We start from the raw sequence: 14,852 nt of genomic DNA, 5'->3' as shown, positions 1-14,852 counted from the left end.
GTGTCCGCGCCGCTGTTCCTGGTCGAGGCGCTGCCGACCGGTGACACGCTGACGCTGGACGGCCCGGAGGGCCACCACGCGGCCACCGTGCAGCGGCTGCGCGTCGGCGAGGAACTGGTGCTCGCCGACGGCCGGGGTGGCACCGCCGCCGCGGTGGTCACCGCCGTCGGCCGCGGCACGCTCGACCTGCGGGTCACGAGCCGGGGGTACGCGGACGCGCCGGTACCCCGGCTCGTCGTGGTGCAGGGCATCGCCAAGGGCGACCGGGGTGAACTCGCCGTGCAGGCGATGACCGAGGTCGGGGTGGACGAGATCGTGCCCTGGGCGGCGTCCCGCTCGGTGGCGCAGTGGCGCGGCGAGCGGGGCGAGCGGGCCCGGCAGAAGTGGGTCGCGACCGCCCGCGAGGCGGCCAAGCAGGCCCGCCGCCCGTGGCTGCCGGTGGTGGCCGGCGCGCCGGACGAGTCCACCGCCTCGGTGGCCCGCCGGATCGCCGGTGCGGCCGGCGCGTACGTGCTGCACGAGGGCGCGCAGGACCGGCTGACCACAGTCGACCTTCCGGCTGCCGGGGAGATCGTGCTGGTGGTCGGCCCGGAGGGCGGCATCGCCGACCATGAGCTGGCCGCGTTCGCCGAGGCGGGCGCCCGCACGGTCCGCCTGGGCCCGTCAGTCCTGCGCACCTCGACGGCAGGCGTGGCAGCCCTGACAGTCCTGGCCACCCGCCTGACCCACTGGTAACCCGCGCGCCCTGTTCTCGCGGCCGCGGCCGCGGCCGCGCCCCCGCCCTTCCCGCCCCGTCGATCTTGCAGTTTGGGCCCTCGGTGTGCCCCTTTTGCAGGGCTTCGTCGGGGCCGAAAGTGCAAGATCGCCGGAGGTCGGGGGCGGGGGTCAGGAGCGGAGGTAGGAGGCGCCGTTCAGGTCGATGATGGTGCCCGACGCCCACTCGGCCTCGGGGCTCGCCAGCCAGTGCACCGCCGCGGCGATCTCCTCCGGCCGGGCCACCCGGTGGAACGGGGACTGGGCGCGTACCGCCTCGCCCCGCTCGCTCTTCAGGTGCTCGTTGGTCATGTCGGTCTCGACGAAGCCGGGCGCCACACACGCCACAGCGATGCCGTACGGCGCCAGGGCCACCGCCAGCGACTGGGCCATCGCGTTCATCCCCGCCTTGCTGGCCCCGTACGCCGGGTTGGCCGGCTCGCCCCGGAACGCGCCCCGGGACGAGACGTTGACGATCCGGCCCCCGCGTTCACGCATGTGCTGCGCGGCGCACCAGGCGGCGTTCGCGGCGCCGACCAGGTTGGTGTCGAGCACCTCCCGCCAGCGCGCCCGCCACTGTTCGTAGCTGCTCTCGAAGACCGGGTGCGGGGGATCGGCCGGCCCGAACACCCCGGCGTTGTTCACGAGTACGTCGAGGCCGCCGAGCCGCTGGGCCGCCTCGTCCACCATGGTCCGTACCGCCTCGGGGTCGGCCAGATCGGCGCGGACCACGACGTGTCCGTCGCCCGGCAGTTCGGCGCGTAGCCGCTCGGCCAGCTCGGCCGAGTCCCGGTGGTGGATCGCCACCCGGTCTCCACCTGCGGCGAACGCCCGCGCCACCGCCCGCCCGATGCCCCGCGAGGCCCCCGTCACCAGCACCGCCCGTCCCGACATGGCGGCCATCCTGCCGCACCGGGCCAGGCTGTTAGAAAGGGCCCCTTCCCATACCGGAGACGTTAAGCAGGGCCCCCTCCTTACACTGCTGCGATGGACTGCCTCTTCTGCCGGATCGTCGCCGGGGAGATTCCGGCCACCATCGTCCGCGAGACCGCCACCACCCTGGCCTTCCGCGACATCGACCCGAAGGCGCCCACGCACGTGCTGGTGATCCCCAAGGAGCACTACGCGGACGTGGCCACGCTGGCCCAGGGCGCGCCCGAGCTGGCCGGCGAGGTGCTCCAGACCGCCGCCGTGGTCGCGGAGGAGGAGGGCCTGACCGTGGACGGGTTCCGGCTGATGTTCAACACCGGCCCGTACGGCGGCCAGGAGGTCTTCCACGTGCACGCCCACCTGCTCGGTGGCGCGCCGCTCGGCCCGATGCTCTGCCGATGACCGACGTGTCCGACCGGCTCGCCCGGATGGTGCGCCAGGTGCAGGCCACCGGGCGGATCCCGGCGGTGTCGGCCGCCCTGCACCGGGCCGACCGGCCGCTCTGGACCTGCACCGTGGGCGACACCGGCAACGACACCCCGCTCGGGCCGGAGACGGTGTTCCGGATCGGCTCGGTCACCAAGACCTTCACCGCCGCGTTGGTCATGCAGTGCCGCGACGACGGCCTGCTCGACCTGGACGACCCGATCGGGCGGCACCTCGACCTGCCGGCGCACGGCGACGCGACGGTACGCCGGCTGCTGTCGCACACCGCCGGCCTGCAACGCGAGCCGCACGGCGACGTGTGGGACAGCCTGCGCGCCCCGGCTGTCGACGAGATGCTGGCCGACCTGGCCCGGGTCGAGCGGGTGCTGCCCACCGGCCGCCGCTTCCACTACTCCAACCTCGGCCTGGCGCTGCTCGGCGAGGCGGTCGCCCGGCTGCGCGGCGGCACCTGGGCCGAGGTGCTGGCCGATCGGGTGCTCACCCCGCTCGGGCTGACCGCCACCGGCCCGTACCCGACCGAGCGGGCCGCGACCGGGTTCCTGGTCGACGCGTACTCCGACGAGGCCCACCCGGAACCACCCGCCGACTTCGGCGCGGTGGCCCCCGCCGCGCAGCTCTGGAGCACCGCGTCGGACATGGCCCGCTGGGCCGCGTTCCTGGCCGACCCGGCGGCGGTGGACCCGGACGGCGCGGTGCTCGCCGCGACGACGGTCGAGGAGATGCGCTGGCCGCTCACCCCCACCGACGAGTCGGTCTGGTCGGCCGGCTTCGGGCTGGGGCTGATCCTGATCCCGCAGCCGGAGCGGGTGACACACGTGGGCCACGACGGAGCGATGCCCGGATTCCTCGCCGCCGTGTACGGGCGGCGCGGCGGGCAGGGCACCGCCGGGGCGATGGGCGCCGCGGTGCTCGGCTCGTCCGGCGCCGGCGTGGAGGTGCTCGACCTGCCACACCGGCTGCTGGCCGCCGCCGCCGAGCACGACCCGGCGGAGATCGAGCCGTGGCGTCCCGGCCCGCCCGCGCCGGACCACCTGCGCGGCGTGCTGGGCCGCTGGTGGGGCGAGGGCTTCGAGTACGTCTTCTCGTGGCACGACGGGACGCTGCGGGCGCGTGGCGCGGACGACCCGGCCGGGAAGCCGCCGGCGGTGTTCGCGCCGCTGCCGGACCGGCCGGACGTGTTCCGCACGGTCTCCGGCCGGGAGGCAGGGGAGCTGCTGCGGCTGACCCGCGACGAACGGGGCGTGGTGGTCCGGATGCACTGGGCGACCTACCGTTTCACCCGCACCCAGGAGGCCTTCGACGGGTACGACTTCCGCGCCGGCGACTGACCGCCGGCCACCGGAAATGGGCGCGGTGCGTACGGTGCCGACCCGATACGATGGAGGTAACCGAACGCCGCGCCGGCAGGGCCCGGCGCCCGAGAAGCGGAGAGCAGGTGGCGCAGGGCCCGACGGCCCGACCTATGACCGGCACCCCACCTCCCGGCACGCCGCGTGTGCAGACCAGGATCACGGTCGGAGACCAGAAGATCATGGTGAACCTGCTCGGCGCGGGCGACGAGATCCTGCGGCTCGTCGAGCGCTCGATCGACAGTGACGTCCACGTCCGCGGCAACGAGATCACCATCACCGGCGCCCCCGCCGACAACGCCCTCGCCGAGCGCCTCTTCAGTGAGCTGCTCGAACTGATCGAGAAAGGCGAGACCCTGACCACAGACGCGGTACGGCGTACCGTCGGCATGCTCGAGCAGGGCGGCACCGAGCGGCCCGCCGAGGTCCTGACGCTCAACATCCTCTCCCGGCGCGGTCGCACCATCCGTCCCAAGACGCTGGGGCAGAAGAAGTACGTCGACGCGATCGACGCCCACACCATCGTCTTCGGCATCGGCCCGGCGGGTACCGGCAAGACGTACCTGGCGATGGCGAAGGCCGTGCAGGCGCTCCAGGCCAAGCAGGTCAACCGGATCATCCTGACCCGGCCGGCGGTCGAGGCGGGCGAGCGGCTGGGCTTCCTGCCCGGCACCCTGAACGAGAAGATCGACCCCTACCTGCGCCCGCTCTACGACGCGCTGCACGACATGCTCGACCCGGAGACCATCCCGAAGCTGATGGCCGCCGGCACGATCGAGGTGGCGCCGCTGGCATACATGAGGGGCCGCACGCTTAACGACGCGTTCATCATCCTGGACGAGGCGCAGAACACCACGCCCGAGCAGATGAAGATGTTCCTCACCCGGCTCGGCTTCGGCTCCAAGATCGTCGTCACCGGTGACGTCACCCAGGTGGACCTTCCCGGCGGGACGACCAGCGGCCTGCGGGTGGTCCGGGAGATCCTGAACAACGTCGAGGACGTGCACTTCGCCCAGCTCTCCAGCTCCGACGTGGTGCGCCACAAGCTGGTGGGCGACATCGTCGACGCGTACGCCCGCTGGGACGCCGAGCGGGAGAACCAGCAGGCGCAGAGCGTGCACGCCGTACCGGGCCGCACCGCCCAGGGCGGCCGGGCCGGCCGGCGCCGCTGACCCACCGGCGGAAGCCGTCACATCATCAGAGGAAGACAGTTGTCCATCGAGATCGCCAACGAGTCGGGTGTCGACGTCGACACCGACGCCGTGCTCGCCGTCGCGCGGCACGCCCTCGACGAGATGGGGGTCAACCCCCTCGCCGAGCTGTCCGTGCTGCTCGTCGACATCGAATACATGTCGGAGCTGAACCACCGCTGGATGGGTGGCGACGGCCCGACCGACGTGCTCGCCTTCCCCATGGACGAGGGCAGCGTCGACCACGGCCCGGGGGAGAGCAACCCGGCCGGCGGTGAGCCCGCCCTGCTCGGCGACATCGTGCTCTGCCCGGAGGTGGCGGCCAAGCAGGCCGCCGCGGCCGGGCACTCGGCCGCCGACGAGCTGCACCTGCTCACCGTGCACGGCGTGCTGCACCTGCTGGGCTACGACCACGCCGAGCCCGAGGAGGAGCGGGAGATGTTCGGTCTCCAGGCCCGGCTGCTGGCCAGCTGGCGGTCGACCCGGTCGCGGTGATGGACACCTTGGCGGCGGTCCGCACCCCCGCCGGTCTGCCTGATCTTCAACTCCTGGTCTTCGCCGCCGGGCTGGTGGTGCTCGCCGGCCTGATCGCGATGACCGAGGCGGCGCTGGCAGCGGTCTCGCCGGCCCGTGCCGCGGAGCTGACCCGGGACGGCGCCCGCGGCGGGCGTGCGCTCCAGGCGGTGGCCGGTGACGTGGTCCGCCACCTGAACCTGCTGCTCCTGCTGCGACTGCTGGCCGAGCTGACCGCCACCACGCTCGTCGCGCTGGTGGCCGTCGACACGTTCGGCGCGGGCTGGCGGGCGGCGCTGGTCACAGCGGGCGCGATGACTGTGGTGAGCTTCGTGGTGGTCGGTGTCGGCCCGCGCACGATCGGCCGTCAGCACGCGTACGCGGTCGGCCGCGCTGTCGCGCCGCTGGTGCGCTGGCTGGGCCGCGCGCTCAACCCGCTGGCGTCGCTGCTGATCCTGATCGGCAACGCGGTCACCCCCGGCAAGGGCTTCCGCGAGGGGCCGTTCGCGACCCAGGTGGAGCTGCGGGAACTGGTCGACCTGGCCGAGCAGCGTGGTGTGGTGGAGCACGGCGAGCGTCAGATGATCCACTCGGTCTTCGCGCTCGGCGACACCATCGCCCGCGAGGTGATGGTGCCGCGTACCGAGATGGTGTGGATCGAGGAGCGCAAGACGCTCGCGCAGGCGCTGGCGTTGTTCCTGCGTTCCGGGTTCTCCCGCATCCCGGTGATCGGCGAGAACGTCGACGACGTGCTCGGTGTGCTCTACCTCAAGGATCTGATCCGCCGGGTGCAGGGCGACCAGGCCGCCCGGCAGATGCCGGTGGCCGAGCTGATGCGCCCGGCCACGTTCGTGCCGGAGTCCAAGCCGGTGGACGACCTGCTCTCCGAGATGCAGGCGGCCCGCAACCACCTGGTCATCGTGGTCGACGAGTACGGCGGCACCGGCGGGCTGGTCACCATCGAGGACATCCTGGAGGAGATCGTCGGGGAGATCACCGACGAGTACGATGTCGAGCGCCCGCCGGTCGAGCATCTGCCCGACGGGGCCGTGCGGGTGACCGCGCGGCTGCCGGTGGAGAATCTGGGCGAGCTGTTCGACACCGAGCTGCCCACCGACGAGGTGGAGACGGTCGGTGGCCTGCTCGCCCAGGCGCTCGGCCGGGTGCCCATCCCGGGCGCCGAGGCCGAGGTGGCCGGCCTGCGGCTGGTGGCCGAGGGCACGACCGGTCGTCGCAACCGGATCGACACGGTTCTGGTGAGCCGGGTCGACCGGGGTGACGCGCCGGAGGGCACCAACCGCAGCGAGCCGCCCGATTCGCGTGGCGACAACAACCGTTCCGAGGAGAGGCAACCCGCCGATGCCTGAGTCACCCGCCGTACCGGCCGCCCTGCCCACCCCCGCCGATCCGGCCGAGCTGAGCGCCGAGGACGCCAAGCTCGTGATCCTGGCCCGGGGCGCGCGGAGCCGGGTGGCTGCAGTGGAGGGCGCGGCGGTCCGCGACCAGGACGGCAGGACGTACGCGGCGGCGAGCGTGGCGCTGCCGTCGCTGACCCTGACCGCGCTCCAGCTCGCGGTGGCCTCGGCGGTGGCGGCGGGCGCGAGCCGGCTGGAGGCCGCGGTGGTGGTGACCGAGGCGTCGACGCTGGACGGGGCCGGGCACGCCGCGGTGCGTGACCTGTCCGCCGACGCGCCGGTGCACGTGGCCGCGCCGGACGGCACCGTCCTCGGCACGGTGGTCGAGTGACAACGCCCGAGGATCGTCCCTACCGTGCCGGTTTCGCCTGTTTCGTGGGGCGGCCGAACGCGGGCAAGTCGACGCTCACAAACGCGATCGTCGGCACCAAGATCGCGATCACCTCGAACAAGCCGCAGACCACCCGGCACATCATCCGGGCGGTGCTGCACCGGCCGGACTCGCAACTCGTGCTTGTCGACACCCCGGGTCTGCACCGGCCCCGCACGCTGCTCGGCGAGCGCCTCAACGACCTGGTCCGGGAGACCTGGAGCGAGGTCGACGTGATCGGCCTGTGCGTGCCGGCGAACGAGCCGGTCGGCCGGGGCGACCGCTTCATCACCGGCGAGCTGGCCAGCCTCAAGGCGACGGTGCTGGCGGTGGTCACCAAGACCGACCTGGTCGACAAGAAGCGGCTGGCCGAGCAGTTGCTCGCGGTGAGCGAGCTGGGGGAGTTCGCCGACGTGGTGCCGGTCAGCGCCGTCTCCGGCCACCAGGTCGACACGCTCGTCGACGTGATGACCGGCTACCTGCCCGAGTCGCCGCAGCTCTACCCGGACGACATGCTCACCGACGACCCGGAGCAGGTGCTCGTGGCGGAGTTGGTCCGCGAGGCGGCGCTGGAGGGCGTACGCGACGAGCTGCCGCACTCCATCGCCGTGGTGGTCGAGGAGATGATCCCGGAGGGCAACCTCACCAAGATCTACGCCGACCTGTACGTGGAGCGCTCGAGCCAGAAGGCCATCGTCATCGGCCACCGGGGCAGCCGCCTCAAGCACGTGGGCACCACCGCCCGGCGGCAGATCGAGGAGCTGCTGGGCACCCGGGTCTACCTCGACCTGCACGTACGCGTGGCGAAGGACTGGCAGCGCGACCCGAAGCAGTTGCGCAAGCTCGGCTTCTGACGGGCGGCCGGGGCCGGCCCGGCAGCGGATGATCAGGATCAGCCAGACCTATGGGACATCTCACTTTCCATAGGCGTTCTCGGCTGTTTCACAGCGTGCGGGAGCAGGGTAGGGATCATTGTCTCTGCCCCCGGACCCCGCCGCGAGCTGATGCGAAACCGCTACCTGGACCTGCTCCGCTTCCTGGCCATCCTGCGCGTCGTCACCTACCACGTCACCGGCTACGCCACGCTCACGCTGGTGTTCCCGGCGATGTCGGTGATGTTCGCCCTGGCCGGGTCGCTGATGGCGGCGTCACTCGACCGCAGCGGGGTACGCGCGGTCGGGCGCCGGCTGCGCCGCCTCCTGCCGTCGCTGTGGGTGGTCGCCGCGGTCTTCGTGCCGGCCATGCTGCTCACCGGACTGACGTTCAGCCCGAAGGTGCTGCTCTGGCTCTTCCCGATCAGCGACCCGCCGGCCAACTACTGGGGCGGGCTGGCGCTCAGCCCGATCTGGTACCTGCGGGACTACCTGTGGTTCGTCCTCGCCTCACCGCTGGTGCTCTGGCTGTTCCGCCGGGCACCGCTGCCCACGCTCGCCGCCCCGTACCTGCTGCTCGTCGCGATCGAGGCGGGCATCCTGGCGAACCCGCCGACGGTGCTGCGGGAGTTCGGCCTCTACTTCGGCGCCTGGCTGCTCGGCTTCGCCCACCACGACGGGATGCTGCGCCGGATGCGCGCCCGGGTGCTGCTGCCGGTGGCCGCCGTGGTCGGCGCCGCCGGGCTGGCGTGGATCGTCACCCACCCGGGGCCGCGCGGATTCGACATCAACGACATCCCGCTGGGCAACGCGCTCTGGTCGGCCGCGTTCATCCTGGTGGCGATCGGCCGGGCGCCGACCGGGGTGACCTGGGTCGACCGCGTGCCGGCGCTCGGCCGGGCGGTGACCGTGGTGAACCGTCGCGCGCTGACCATCTACCTGTGGCACATGCCGTTCGTGGTGCTCCTCACCCCGCTCGTCGGCCTGGTCGGCTGGTCGCCACGCGACCCGGTGGGCCTGTGGCTGCGGGTGGGGCTGGTCTTCGCGCTCGTCGGCGTGGTGACGCTCATGGTCGGCTGGGTCGAGGACGTGGCCGCCCGGCGTACCCCCGAACTGGTCCCCGGGAAGCCGCGGCGGACCGTGGCCGACCGGGCGGCGGCCGCCCCGGCCAGCCCGGCCCCCGCCGGGGCGGAGGACGCGCTGGTCAGCGTCGGCGCCCGGGTGCCGGGGCCGCGCCGCCCGGCCGAGGCCCCCGTGCGCCCCGGCCGGGACAGCGCCCCGGCCTCCCGGCGGGACGGCCCCGGCTGAGCCACCACCCGGGTACGGCCCCGGTCCTCACGATGTCCGCGACCGCCCGGCCGCCTGTCCCCGTTGATCATGAGGTTGGCGGCAGTTCGTGCCCGATTTGTCGCCGCCAACCTCATGATCAACGGGGTGAGGGCGGGGTCGCGGCACCAGGTCGGGGGAGTGGGGTTTGCGGGGTGCGTGGATGCGGTCACCCGGCTGGAGCCGTCGGCTCAGCGCGTGCTGACCGTGACGTTGCCGCTGGTGGCGGACGCCTCCAGCGTCACCGACGCGGTCGGGTCGTCGGTGACGCGTACGTCGGTGTCGCCGGACGTCGCGGTGGCGCGCACCCGGTAGCGGCCGGCCGGTACGGCGAGGTCGACGTCGCCGCTCGTGGCGTGCGCCCGGGCCGGAGCCGGCTGGTCCAGCTCGACGACGATGTTGCCGGAGGTGGTCTCCACGTCGACGGCGGAGGCGAGCCGGCGGGCCTCGATGTCGCCGGAGCGGGCCCGCAGCCGCACCGGGCCGGCCGCCTCGACGACCCGGATGTTGCCCGACGTGGTGGACGCGCGGACCTCGCCGGTGACGCCCCTGATGGTCAGGTCGCCGGAGCTGAGCGTGAACTCGACGGCGCCCACGTCGGTGAGGTCGACGTTGCCCGAGCCGGTGCCGCCGCGGATCACCACGCCGGGCGGTGCGGTCACCTCCCAGGAGATGCTGCACCGGTGCCCGCAGTCGGTGGGCAGGACCAGTTCGTCGCCCTTGATCTCGTACCGGCTGGTCGGCTCGTCGCCCTGGTAGCGGACCACGCGCTTGACGCGTACCTGGTCGGCGGGGCCGTTGGCCCGCACCACGACGTCGCCGGCGCCGTCGTCGTCCACGGTGATCTTCGTGATCTTCGTCCGCTCGGTGTGGTCGTAGTCGAGGCGGCGGAACGAGAGGGTGTCACACCCGGAGAGAACGATGAGCGAGGCGGCAGCGGTCGCGGCCACCGCGGTGCGGAGCGAAGCCATGGCCAGCACACTAGGTCCGGCCCGGCGCCCGCCACATCGGGGATCGCCCGCCGGTCCACCCCGAGCCGACCCTGAGATCGCACCCGGAGGGAGAATGGCCTGATGGCCGGGTACCGCCGACAGCTCTACCGCGACGACGCGGTGGTGCTGCGTGTGCAGAAGCTGGGCGAGTCCGACCGCATCATCACGCTGTTCACCCGCCGGCACGGCCGGTTGCGTGCGGTGGCCCGGGGCGTGCGGCGCACCACGAGCCGGTTCGGCGCGCGGCTGGAACCGTTCGGGCACGTCGACCTCCAGCTCGCCGGTGACCCCAAGGGCAACCAGGGCAGCTCGCTGCACTCCGTCAGCCAGGTCGAGGCGATCGAGCTGTACGGCAAGCGGTTCCTCGGCGACTACCCCCGCTACACCGCGGCCAGCGCGATCGCCGAGACCGCCGAGCGGCTCACCCCGGTCGAGCGCGAGCCGTCGCTGCGGCTGTTCCAGCTCACCCTCGGCGCGATGAAGTCGCTCGCCCGGGGCGAGCACGCCACCACGCTGGTGCTCGACGCGTACCTGCTGCGCGGCATGGCGTTCGCCGGCTGGGCGCCGGCGCTCGCCGCCTGCGCGGTCTGCGGCGAGCCGGGCCGGCACCGCGCGTTCTCCGTACCGGCCGGCGGCGCCGTCTGCCCGGACTGCAGGCCCCCCGGCGCCGCCCACCCCGCGCCCGCCACGCTGGAGCTGATGTCCGCGCTGACCTCCGGCGACTGGGCGTACGCCGACGCGGCCGAGACCGGCGTACGCCGGGAGTGCAGCGGGCTGGTCGCGGCGCACCTCCAGTGGCATCTGGAGCGCGCGCTACGCTCGCTGCCGCTGGTCGACCGGGGTGCCCCGGCGGCCGGCGCGGTCCCGCCGCCCGGCGTCGCGGGGCCGGATGTGGTCCCGCCGCGCTCCGGCGCCGGGCCCGTCGCCGGTGTGAACAGGGAGATGACCGAGTGATCCGATCGACGAGGGCGACCCGCCGCGAGCCGGTGCCGCCGACCCCGCACCCCTCCGGTGCCCGTCCGCCGGCGCTGCCGCCCGCCGCGGTGCCCCGGCACGTCGCCATCGTGATGGACGGCAACGGCCGGTGGGCCAAGGAGCGCGGGCTGCCCCGCACCAAGGGGCACGAGCAGGGCGAGCACAGCCTGTTCGACGCCGTCGAGGGCGCGATCGAGATGGGCATCCCCTACCTGTCGGCGTACGCGTTCTCCACCGAGAACTGGCGGCGCTCGCCGGACGAGGTCCGCTTCCTGATGGGCTTCAACAGGGACGTCATCCGCCGCCGCCGCGACCAGCTCGTCGACCTGGGCGTACGGGTGGTCTGGTCGGGCCGCGCCGGCCGGCTGTGGAAGAGCGTCATCTCCGAGCTGCAGACCGCCGAGGAGATGTCGCGCGGCAACTCGACGCTGACGCTGCAGTTCTGCGTCAACTACGGCGGTCAGGCCGAGATCGCCGACGCCGCCGCCGGGATCGCCCGTGACGTCGCCGCCGGCCGGCTCGACCCGGCCAAGGTGAACGAGAAGACGGTGGCGCGGTACCTCTACCACCCCGAGGTGCCCGAGGTCGACCTGTTCCTGCGCCCTTCCGGCGAGCAGCGCATCTCCAACTTCCTGCTCTGGCAGACCGCGTACGCCGAACTGGTCTACCTGGACACGCTCTGGCCCGACTTCGACCGCCGTCACCTCTGGTACGCCTGCGAGCTGTACGCCCAGCGCGACCGCCGCTTCGGCGGCGCCCTCCCCAACCCGGTCGCCCCGGGCGCCTGACGTCACGCTTACCGGCGCGCCGCGCTGGGTACCGATACCGGTAGACAGCAAACGCGGAGGTGAACCACATGATTCAGAAGCGGATCGCGCAGTGGGCGTTCATGGCGGTCGCCGTGCCGCTGGCGGCGGCCGGCGCGCGCCGGCTCAGCCACACCCTGGAGGCCCGTCGCGGCCCGTCCGGGGTGAGCCGTCTGCTGACCAAGGGCGCCGACCTGGTCCGGCCGCAGAAGGCCAAGCGTCGCCGGTTCTTCTGACCGCGACACCCGGCCCTGGTGGCTGCGGCCGGCATCCGGCCCGACAGCGACGCCCCGCATCCGGCTTTCCCGCCGGGCGCGGGGCGTCGCGCTCTACGATCGGCGCAGGGCGCGCCGCCGGGTGCGCGCCCGCCACGGGGGTGGAGGATGCGCGATCTCCGGTACGAGATGACTGCTGCCCTGGCCGCCGCCGACCTGGTGGAGCCGGCCCGCCGGGACGCCGTCGCCGCGCTGTGCGCCGACGTCGCCCAGCGGTGGTGCGCCGACCTCGGGCACACCCCCGCCGTCCGCTCCGGTGAGATCGGTGAGCTGGCGGCGGGCGAGCCGGCCGCCGGCTGGGCGCCCGACCCGGACGGTCAGCGGGCCTGGTGAGGTGTCCGGCCGGGCTGCCGGTGCGGCTCACGCCTCCACTTCGGAGCGGTCGCCCGCCCAGAGCGTGTGGAACGAGCCGGCCCGGTCCACCCGGTGGTAGGTGTGCGCCCCGAAGTCGTCCCGCAGGCCCTGGATCAGCGCGGCCGGCAGGCGCTGCGCCCGCAGCGCGTCGAAGTAGGCCAGCGACGACCCGAAGGCCGGGGCCGGCACGCCCGCCCGGGCCGCGTCGGCCACCACCCGTCGCCAGGCCGGTACGCCGGCGCTGACCCGCTCGGCGAACCACGGCGCGACGAGCAGCGTCGACAGGTCCGGCTCCGCGTCGTACGCCTCCCGGATCCGGTCCAGGAAACCGGCCCGGATGATGCAGCCGCCCCGCCAGATCGTGGCCGTACCGCCCAGGTCGATGTCCCAGTCGTACTCCCGGCTGCCGGCCCGGATGTGGTCGAAGCCCTGCGCGTACGCGACGATCTTGCTGGCCAGCAGCGCGCGGCGCACGTCCTCGACGAACGCGTCCCGGTCGTCCACCTGCCACTTGTCGCCCGCGTCGGCGAACACCCGGCGGGCGGCCTCGCGCTGGCCGGCGTGACCGGACAGCGACCGGGCGAACGTGGCCTCGGCGATGCCGGTGATCGGGATGCCGAGGTCCAGCGCGCTCTGCACGGTCCAGCGGCCGGTGCCCTTCTGCTCGGCCTGGTCGAGCACGATGTCCACGAACGGCCGGCCGGTGGCCGCGTCGGTGTGGCCGAGCACGTCGGCGGTGATCTCGATGAGGAACGACCCCAGCTCGCCGCCGTTCCACTCCCGGAAGATCTCCGCGATCTCCGCCGGGCTCGCCGACAGACCGGCCCGCAACAGGTCGTACGCCTCGGCGATGAGCTGCATGTCGGCGTACTCGATGCCGTTGTGCACCATCTTCACGAAGTGGCCCGCGCCGTCCGGCCCGATGTGCCGGCAGCAGGGCTCACCGTCCACCTGCGCGGCGATCCTCTCGAAGATCGGCCCCAGCTTGCGGTACGACTCGGCCGACCCGCCGGGCATGATGCTCGGGCCGAGCAGTGCGCCCTCCTCACCGCCGGAGACACCGGTGCCGACGAAGTGCAGCCCGTGCGCGCGCAGCGCCTCCTCCCGGCGGCGGGTGTCGGCGAAGTGCGCGTTGCCGCAGTCGACGACGATGTCGCCCTCCTCCAGCAGCGGGATCAGCTCGTCGATCACCGCGTCGGTGGGCGCGCCGGCCTTCACCATCACGATCACCGCGCGGGGCCGCTCCAGCGAGCCGACGAAGTCCGCGAGCGACTCCGAGGGCACGAACGTGCCCTCGCCGCCGTGCTCAGCGACCAGGCTGCGGGTACGTTCCGGCGACCGGTTGTGCACCGCCACGGCGAAGCCGTTGCGGGCCAGGTTCCGGGCCAGGTTGCGGCCCATCACCGCCAGACCGGTGACCCCGATCTGCGCCGTCGCCTGCTCTGCCATGCGTACCGCCACCTCTCGATCGTGCTGCCGTGCTGCGACCGTATCGCGGTCGCCGGGGGAGCGGGCGGAGACGTCGACAGGGCGTGATCGGCGCGTGGCAGTGCGTCTCGCGTGGGCGCGTTCGCGTTCTCTCCCGGTAAATCGGGTGCGGGTCTCCGGGCGGCGGGATAGCGTTGCCGCATGCGTAAGTGACGCCCCACCTCCGAGCCCGGTCCACCGCCGCCAGTGCCGTGGACCCGTCCTGCTCCGGGCGTCCGCATTCCTTCCCCGCCACCGTCGGTCGCGGTGTCTGTCGTGATCGGAACGCATCGGAGCCCCTCGCTCGGCGCGTCCCGGTCGGCGCGCCCGCACGACAGGAGGCCCGCGAATGCCCGCGAAGCGCAATCCGAAGAAGTCCCGCAAGCAGTCCGTGCCGCAGGTGATCCCGCCGAAGCTCGACGCGCTCACCGTGGCGCCGCCCACGGTGGCGCTCCCGACGGAGCCGCTGTCGCCCACCGTGTCTCTGGAGGCGGTGCCGTCCACCGCGACCGCGTCGGCGGTGCCGCCCACCGCGACCGCGTCGGCGGTGCCGTCCACCGCGACCGCGTCGACGGTGCCGCCCGCCATTGGCGCGGGGGTGTCCGCCGTGGCTGCGGGGTCGGTGGCGCTCCCGGAGGCGCCGGTTGTGCCCGGCGCGTCGGCGACGCCGCCGAGATCGGGCCCGCCGGCAGGGCGGCAGGCCCGGTTCAGTGGCCGTAGCCAGCGCGCCGGCCAGACCCGGTTCTACGCCTTCCGCCGAAGCTGACGGACAGACCCGTCCCAGCCGGTCGCTCACCCGGGCAGACCCTCATCCCGGG

At 73.6% G+C, this 14,852-nt stretch carries 17 protein-coding genes; 14 read left to right on the top strand and 3 right to left on the bottom strand.

What is annotated here, in order from left to right; all coding sequences use genetic code 11:
* On the top strand, positions 1-735 hold the full coding sequence (locus NMK34_RS23705) for a 16S rRNA (uracil(1498)-N(3))-methyltransferase (RefSeq protein ID WP_318335269.1): 735 nt from the start codon (positions 1-3) through the stop codon (positions 733-735).
* A 150-nt stretch (positions 736-885) separates the two neighbouring features.
* Here NMK34_RS23705 and NMK34_RS23700 read toward each other — a convergent pair whose 3' ends face one another.
* Positions 886-1,647 carry an SDR family oxidoreductase gene (locus NMK34_RS23700; protein ID WP_318335268.1) on the bottom strand — a complete coding sequence of 254 codons (762 nt, stop codon included), beginning with the start codon at positions 1,645-1,647 and terminating at the stop codon, positions 886-888.
* Positions 1,648-1,740: 93 nt separating this feature from the next.
* On the opposite strand from NMK34_RS23700, the gene NMK34_RS23695 reads away from it, so the two are divergent.
* From NMK34_RS23695 to NMK34_RS23660, 8 genes are all read left to right on the top strand, one after another.
* Positions 1,741-2,085, top strand: coding sequence for a histidine triad nucleotide-binding protein (locus tag NMK34_RS23695; RefSeq protein WP_013475524.1), 345 nt, complete (start codon positions 1,741-1,743; stop codon positions 2,083-2,085).
* Positions 2,082-3,458 carry a serine hydrolase domain-containing protein gene (locus NMK34_RS23690; protein ID WP_318335267.1) on the top strand — a complete coding sequence of 459 codons (1,377 nt, stop codon included), beginning with the start codon at positions 2,082-2,084 and terminating at the stop codon, positions 3,456-3,458. The genes NMK34_RS23695 and NMK34_RS23690 overlap by 4 nt, the downstream gene beginning before the upstream one ends.
* A 134-nt stretch (positions 3,459-3,592) precedes the next feature.
* Positions 3,593-4,651: a PhoH family protein gene (locus tag NMK34_RS23685; RefSeq protein ID WP_318335266.1), complete on the top strand. Its 1,059-nt coding sequence runs from the start codon at positions 3,593-3,595 to the stop codon at positions 4,649-4,651.
* Positions 4,652-4,690: 39 nt separating this feature from the next.
* Positions 4,691-5,164, top strand: a complete 474-nt coding sequence (gene ybeY / locus NMK34_RS23680) for an rRNA maturation RNase YbeY (protein ID WP_135241579.1) — start codon at positions 4,691-4,693, stop codon at positions 5,162-5,164.
* A complete protein-coding gene (locus tag NMK34_RS23675) occupies positions 5,140-6,549 on the top strand; it encodes a hemolysin family protein (RefSeq protein WP_262015211.1) in 1,410 nt (469 codons plus the stop codon). Before ybeY ends, NMK34_RS23675 begins: the two co-directional genes overlap by 25 nt.
* The gene (locus NMK34_RS23670; protein ID WP_135241577.1) at positions 6,542-6,928 is read left to right on the top strand and encodes a cytidine deaminase; all 387 of its coding nucleotides are present in this window, start codon (positions 6,542-6,544) and stop codon (positions 6,926-6,928) included. Before NMK34_RS23675 ends, NMK34_RS23670 begins: the two co-directional genes overlap by 8 nt.
* On the top strand, positions 6,925-7,821 hold the full coding sequence (gene era, locus NMK34_RS23665) for a GTPase Era (protein ID WP_318335265.1): 897 nt from the start codon (positions 6,925-6,927) through the stop codon (positions 7,819-7,821). Before NMK34_RS23670 ends, era begins: the two co-directional genes overlap by 4 nt.
* Before the next feature lie 150 nt (positions 7,822-7,971).
* Positions 7,972-9,147 carry an acyltransferase gene (locus tag NMK34_RS23660; protein WP_318335264.1) on the top strand — a complete coding sequence of 392 codons (1,176 nt, stop codon included), beginning with the start codon at positions 7,972-7,974 and terminating at the stop codon, positions 9,145-9,147.
* Between the two features lie 209 nt (positions 9,148-9,356).
* Here NMK34_RS23660 and NMK34_RS23655 read toward each other — a convergent pair whose 3' ends face one another.
* Complete coding sequence (locus NMK34_RS23655) at positions 9,357-10,136, bottom strand: DUF4097 family beta strand repeat-containing protein (RefSeq protein WP_318335263.1); 780 nt, start codon at positions 10,134-10,136, stop codon at positions 9,357-9,359.
* Positions 10,137-10,238: 102 nt separating this feature from the next.
* Here NMK34_RS23655 and recO point away from each other — a divergent pair, with 102 nt between their 5' ends.
* The 4 genes from recO to NMK34_RS23635 all read left to right on the top strand — a co-directional run bounded on the left by recO (position 10,239) and on the right by NMK34_RS23635 (position 12,546).
* Entirely contained in the window at positions 10,239-11,111 is an 873-nt protein-coding gene (gene recO / locus NMK34_RS23650) for a DNA repair protein RecO (protein ID WP_318335262.1), read from the top strand.
* 32 nt (positions 11,112-11,143) lie between these two features.
* Positions 11,144-11,920, top strand: coding sequence for an isoprenyl transferase (locus NMK34_RS23645; RefSeq protein ID WP_030274649.1), 777 nt, complete (start codon positions 11,144-11,146; stop codon positions 11,918-11,920).
* Between the two features lie 68 nt (positions 11,921-11,988).
* Positions 11,989-12,174 (top strand): hypothetical protein, encoded by a 186-nt coding sequence (locus tag NMK34_RS23640; RefSeq protein WP_194802342.1) that lies wholly within the window; start codon positions 11,989-11,991, stop codon positions 12,172-12,174.
* Between the two features lie 147 nt (positions 12,175-12,321).
* Entirely contained in the window at positions 12,322-12,546 is a 225-nt protein-coding gene (locus NMK34_RS23635; RefSeq protein WP_128138750.1) for a thioredoxin reductase, read from the top strand.
* 27 nt (positions 12,547-12,573) lie between these two features.
* Here the strand turns inward: NMK34_RS23635 and gndA are convergent, their stop codons facing one another.
* Positions 12,574-14,016, bottom strand: coding sequence for an NADP-dependent phosphogluconate dehydrogenase (gndA, locus tag NMK34_RS23630; protein WP_318335261.1), 1,443 nt, complete (start codon positions 14,014-14,016; stop codon positions 12,574-12,576).
* 367 nt (positions 14,017-14,383) lie between these two features.
* Between gndA and NMK34_RS23625 the strand changes: the two genes are divergently transcribed.
* Positions 14,384-14,800 carry a hypothetical protein gene (locus NMK34_RS23625; RefSeq protein WP_318335260.1) on the top strand — a complete coding sequence of 139 codons (417 nt, stop codon included), beginning with the start codon at positions 14,384-14,386 and terminating at the stop codon, positions 14,798-14,800.
* The last annotated feature ends 52 nt before the right edge of the window (positions 14,801-14,852 follow it).

Source organism: Micromonospora sp. BRA006-A (assembly GCF_033433935.1).
GTDB lineage: Bacteria > Actinomycetota > Actinomycetes > Mycobacteriales > Micromonosporaceae > Micromonospora > Micromonospora aurantiaca.
Note: the sequence above shows the minus strand (reverse complement) of the source record. Positions and strands in the feature narration are given on the sequence as shown.